The sequence below is a fragment of the Rosenbergiella collisarenosi genome (assembly GCF_018494085.1).
GTDB classification, from domain to species: Bacteria; Pseudomonadota; Gammaproteobacteria; order Enterobacterales; family Enterobacteriaceae; genus Rosenbergiella; species Rosenbergiella collisarenosi.
Window position 1 is genome coordinate 1 of record NZ_JABBFP010000021.1, and the last position, 4247, is coordinate 4247.

A 4247-nucleotide genomic window follows, 5' to 3' on the forward strand; every position below is an offset into this window, starting at 1 on the left:
GTTTTACCGTGGTCGACGTGACCGATAGTACCCACGTTAACGTGTGGTTTGTTACGTTGAAATTGCTCTTTAGCCATCGCTTGTTCCTCTATGACACAGATAGAATCGGTGAAGTTATCACGTCAACCAGGTCGTTATTACCCGATAATATGGATTTAATCAAGAAACAGAAGGAAACAGGGAGGAAGTTAGGAATGTGGTGCTGATACCCAGAGTCGAACTGGGGACCTCACCCTTACCAAGGGTGCGCTCTACCAACTGAGCCATATCAGCACATCTGGAGCGGGCAGCGGGAATCGAACCCGCATCATCAGCTTGGAAGGCTGAGGTAATAGCCATTATACGATGCCCGCATCCTGGAACTCTGCTACCTGGAACTTTCTGTAGCTTATGAATAATAAAATGGCTTTTATTATTCGAGTCTGCCAGATAAACTGACCGACTTTCGACTGTTTTCAGTCTAAACCGGTGTGAAGAAAACTGCTTATTAAAAGCTTTCTAACTTCACTATGCCTCAACAACGGTAGTAGTTGAGATGGTGGTGGGAGAAGGATTCGAACCTTCGAAGTCTGTGACGGCAGATTTACAGTCTGCTCCCTTTGGCCGCTCGGGAACCCCACCTTAACTTGATTGGTGCCGACTACCGGAATCGAACTGGTGACCTACTGATTACAAGTCAGTTGCTCTACCTACTGAGCTAAGTCGGCATCAAGTTGAGGCGCATTCTATGGGGAGTTAGAAAATCATGCAACTAAAAAATTCACTTTTTTTTCTGTTCGCTTATTCTTTATGCAAAACACATCATTTAGGGTGTTTTTAGCTTAAAGATTAAGCAAAAAGCCATGTTTTATTATTAAAATGATTTTCAGTATTCCATCATTGATACGGCTAGAACCTAAGAAAAGTGTAGAAAATTTTCAGTGAAAGTTGCTAGCACTCGTTAATTATTTGCGGCTCTTGTCTATTTTAACATATATAAAATATATGATTATCACAGCATTAACATCTTTTTGCTTTGTACTGCTCTCAACAGGTGATAACCTCAAGAGATAAAATTCTTTTAACACCTTTAGTTAACTCACCTCTCGGCTTTTCTCGCCATATTGAGTTACGGATGTCAGACGTACAACTATGAACATAATCGATTCGTCCCCGTTGACTTCGGCTTACTTGCATTTTGACCGCCAACATTGGGCAACATTACGCGAGTCAACTCCTTTGGTCCTCGATGAACAAGATATTGAGCAATTGAAAGGGATTAATGAAGATTTATCACTCAGTGAAGTGGCAGAGATCTATCTTCCTCTATCGCGTTTACTCAATTTTTATATCAGCTCAAATCTCAATCACCAAAATGTGGTTAAAAAATTTCTAGGCACTGACCGCAAGAAAGTCCCCTATATTATTAGTATTGCTGGGAGCGTAGCAGTAGGAAAAAGCACCACAGCTCGTGTACTACAAGCTTTACTTAGCCGTTGGCCTGAACACCGTAGGGTCGAATTAATCACGACAGACGGCTTCCTACATCCTAACGCGTTGTTAAAAGAACGCGGGCTTATGAAGAAAAAAGGGTTTCCGCAATCCTATGATATGCATCGTCTAGTTAATTTCGTTGCAGATATTAAGGCAGGTAAAGAGAAGCTCACCGTTCCGGTTTATTCACATCTAACCTACGACATCATTCCCGAAGAGCAAAAAGTCGTTGAAGCTCCAGATATTATTATCCTTGAGGGCTTGAATGTTCTACAGAGCGGTATGGATTACTCACATGATCCCCATCGGGTATTCGTCAGCGATTTTGTCGATTTTTCAATTTATGTTGATGCCTCAGAAGATCTTCTTAAGCAGTGGTATATAAACCGTTTTCTACGATTTAGGGAAGGTGCTTTCAGTGACCCTAATTCGTATTTCCACCATTACTCACAGCTGTCGATTGATGAAGCGAAGGTAATCGCCTCAACGTTATGGGATGAAATTAATGGGTTAAATCTTCGTGAGAACATCTTACCCACTCGAGAGCGGGCTAACCTCATTTTATCGAAGAGCCTTAAGCATGCCGTCAGTACAGTGAGTTTACGCAAATAACGCTTACTCATTCAGTTGGCGGCTCTCAATGAAATCTCGCCGCCAACCCACGCTTTTATTTCGTCTTCGTGTTCCAGCATCAGTGCACCGAATTCATTTATTCCGCGTTCAATACCGTGAATTTCCCTGTCACCTATGATGAGTTTTACCGGTTTATTGAGAAAATTATCTAAAACATGCCAACGAGGTAGGAAGGGAGTCATCCCTTGTATTTCGAAGGTCTGTAAAGCGATACGCAGATTGGTAACTATTGCAGCAGAAAGGGCATTCCTGTCGGTGATAATGTCTTCTTGATAAAGGCTGGTCCAACTTTGGTCTATCGGCGAAGTCGTATCAGATTTCATGGCGATGTTTATTCCCGCCCCAATAACGATATGTGCAACATCACCGGTTTTACCTGTCATTTCGACCAATATACCTGCGAGTTTTCGATTATTGATGTAGAGATCATTCGGCCATTTTACCTTGACGTCATGACAACCGAACTGGACTAATGTCTCTGCTATCACGATACCCACAACCAAGCTTAAGCCCATTGCCGCTGCCGGTCCTTGCTCCAAACGCCAGTACATCGATAAATAAAGATTAGCGCCAAAGGGGGAGAACCATTTCCCACCACGCCTGCCCCGACCAGCTTGTTGATACTCAGCCAGACAGACGTCCCCTGAAGTTAGCTTATCGATATTATCTAATAGATATTGGTTTGTTGAATCAATAACAGGTATAACCTCCACGTTATCTGTGTGGTACTGTTGAGAGATAACGTCTTGATCAAGTAGATTGATTGGCTCTGACAAACAATAGCCTTTTCCTGTAACACGGTGGGGTCTCACTCCCCACGTTTCAAGAATTTTTAAATGCTGATTGATCGCCGCACGGCTCATTCCCAGCGCTTGGCCCAGTTGCTCACCCGAATGGAATTCACCATCCGCTAATATGGCCATGATCTTCAACGTTATGCTGTAATCTTTCATGATAAGGTTTCCACTGCATTAACTTCGCCCTTAGGGCCGATAAACCTAACCTCAGGCTCTAACCAAATCGCAAATTTGTTATAAACAGTATCGCGAACATGTTTCGCCATGCCCACCAAGTCTTCAGGCTGCGCGCCACCCAAATTAACCAGGACTAATGCTTGTTGGGGATGTACCCCTGCATGATTGGCTACATATCCTTTAAGACCTGCCTGATCGATTAACCAACCTGCTGCGATTTTCACTAGATTGTCACATTGTGGATAGAAAGGGGCATCTGGATAGCGTTGTTTAATAGCTTCAGCTTCTTGAGCCGGGATGATAGGATTTTTAAAAAAGCTGCCTGCATTGCCTATTTTGGTAGGATCAGGAAGTTTACTGCGACGGATTTCGCACACTTTATCAAATATCGATTCGGGAGTGAGTAGCGATCCTTCTGCTACTTTCAAAGGTCCATAGGAAAGGTTTGGTTGCCATTCCTTTGCTAATCGAAAGCCCACAGCAGTAATGACGTAGCCGTGCTGGTACTGATGTTTAAAAATACTTTCTCGGTAGCCGAAAAGGCACTCTTTGTTCGTAATTCTCAATATTTGATTTTGATTCAGGTCGAGGATATCGACATATGCGCAGACGTCTTTCAATTCGACACCGTAAGCGCCTATATTTTGTATCGGTGCTGACCCTACCGTTCCTGGGATCAGAGCTAAGTTTTCTAGCCCTGCCATTCCTTCCTTTATGGTGAACTCAACAAACTCATGCCAATTCTCACCAGCAGCACAGTGAATACGCCACTCCTCTTTTGTCTGCGTAATACTCATTCCCTTTAACTGATTGACGACCACCGTACCTTCAAAATCGTCGAGGAACAGCATATTACTGCCTCCCCCCATCAACAGCCATGGTTTATCTTGATGAGCTTGCCAGCTTTCAACAAGAGTTTCGGTATTGTGTGCATAGACAATACGTTCGGCACTCACAGAAAGGCCAAAGGTATTTAAGGATTTTAAAGAGGTCTGCGAACAAGTCATGGCTTCACCTTGATGGGATAATCATCGACTAGTTTACCTGATTTGGCGTGGATTTTTTATAAAAGGCGATAAGAAGTTAGCTTTTCCCAATGCAAAAAGGCCATCCGTTAGGATGGCCTTTTTGTCTATTTGGATGCCTGGCAGTTCCCTACTCTCGCAT

At 43.3% G+C, this 4247-nt stretch carries 3 protein-coding genes, 4 tRNA genes and 1 pseudogene; 1 reads left to right on the top strand and 7 read right to left on the bottom strand.

Annotated features, from left to right (window positions below; genetic code table 11):
• From HGT70_RS16360 to HGT70_RS16380, 5 genes and pseudogenes are all read right to left on the bottom strand, one after another.
• Positions 1-77: pseudogene (locus HGT70_RS16360) on the bottom strand (GTP-binding protein); the annotation flags it as partial.
• Positions 78-197: 120 nt separating this feature from the next.
• Positions 198-273, bottom strand: a tRNA-Thr gene (locus tag HGT70_RS16365).
• A 5-nt stretch (positions 274-278) separates the two neighbouring features.
• A tRNA-Gly gene (locus HGT70_RS16370) sits at positions 279-353 on the bottom strand.
• Positions 354-536: 183 nt separating this feature from the next.
• Positions 537-621: transfer RNA gene (locus tag HGT70_RS16375), tRNA-Tyr, on the bottom strand.
• A 10-nt stretch (positions 622-631) separates the two neighbouring features.
• A tRNA-Thr gene (locus tag HGT70_RS16380) sits at positions 632-707 on the bottom strand.
• Between the two features lie 424 nt (positions 708-1131).
• On the opposite strand from HGT70_RS16380, the gene coaA reads away from it, so the two are divergent.
• Complete coding sequence (coaA, locus tag HGT70_RS16385) at positions 1132-2085, top strand: type I pantothenate kinase (protein ID WP_071433365.1); 954 nt, start codon at positions 1132-1134, stop codon at positions 2083-2085.
• An 11-nt stretch (positions 2086-2096) separates the two neighbouring features.
• Here coaA and birA read toward each other — a convergent pair whose 3' ends face one another.
• Complete coding sequence (gene birA, locus HGT70_RS16390; protein WP_214196570.1) at positions 2097-3059, bottom strand: bifunctional biotin--[acetyl-CoA-carboxylase] ligase/biotin operon repressor BirA; 963 nt, start codon at positions 3057-3059, stop codon at positions 2097-2099.
• Positions 3056-4087, bottom strand: a complete 1032-nt coding sequence (gene murB, locus HGT70_RS16395) for a UDP-N-acetylmuramate dehydrogenase (protein ID WP_214196571.1) — start codon at positions 4085-4087, stop codon at positions 3056-3058. Before murB ends, birA begins: the two co-directional genes overlap by 4 nt.
• Between the last annotated feature and the right edge of the window lie 160 nt (positions 4088-4247).

Coding starts and splice junctions, on each gene's coding strand:
- coaA (WP_071433365.1), top strand. CDS start 1,132: ATGAACATAATCGATTCGTCCCCGTTGACTTCGGCTTACTTGCATTTT.
- birA (WP_214196570.1), bottom strand. CDS start 3,059: ATGAAAGATTACAGCATAACGTTGAAGATCATGGCCATATTAGCGGAT.
- murB (WP_214196571.1), bottom strand. CDS start 4,087: ATGACTTGTTCGCAGACCTCTTTAAAATCCTTAAATACCTTTGGCCTT.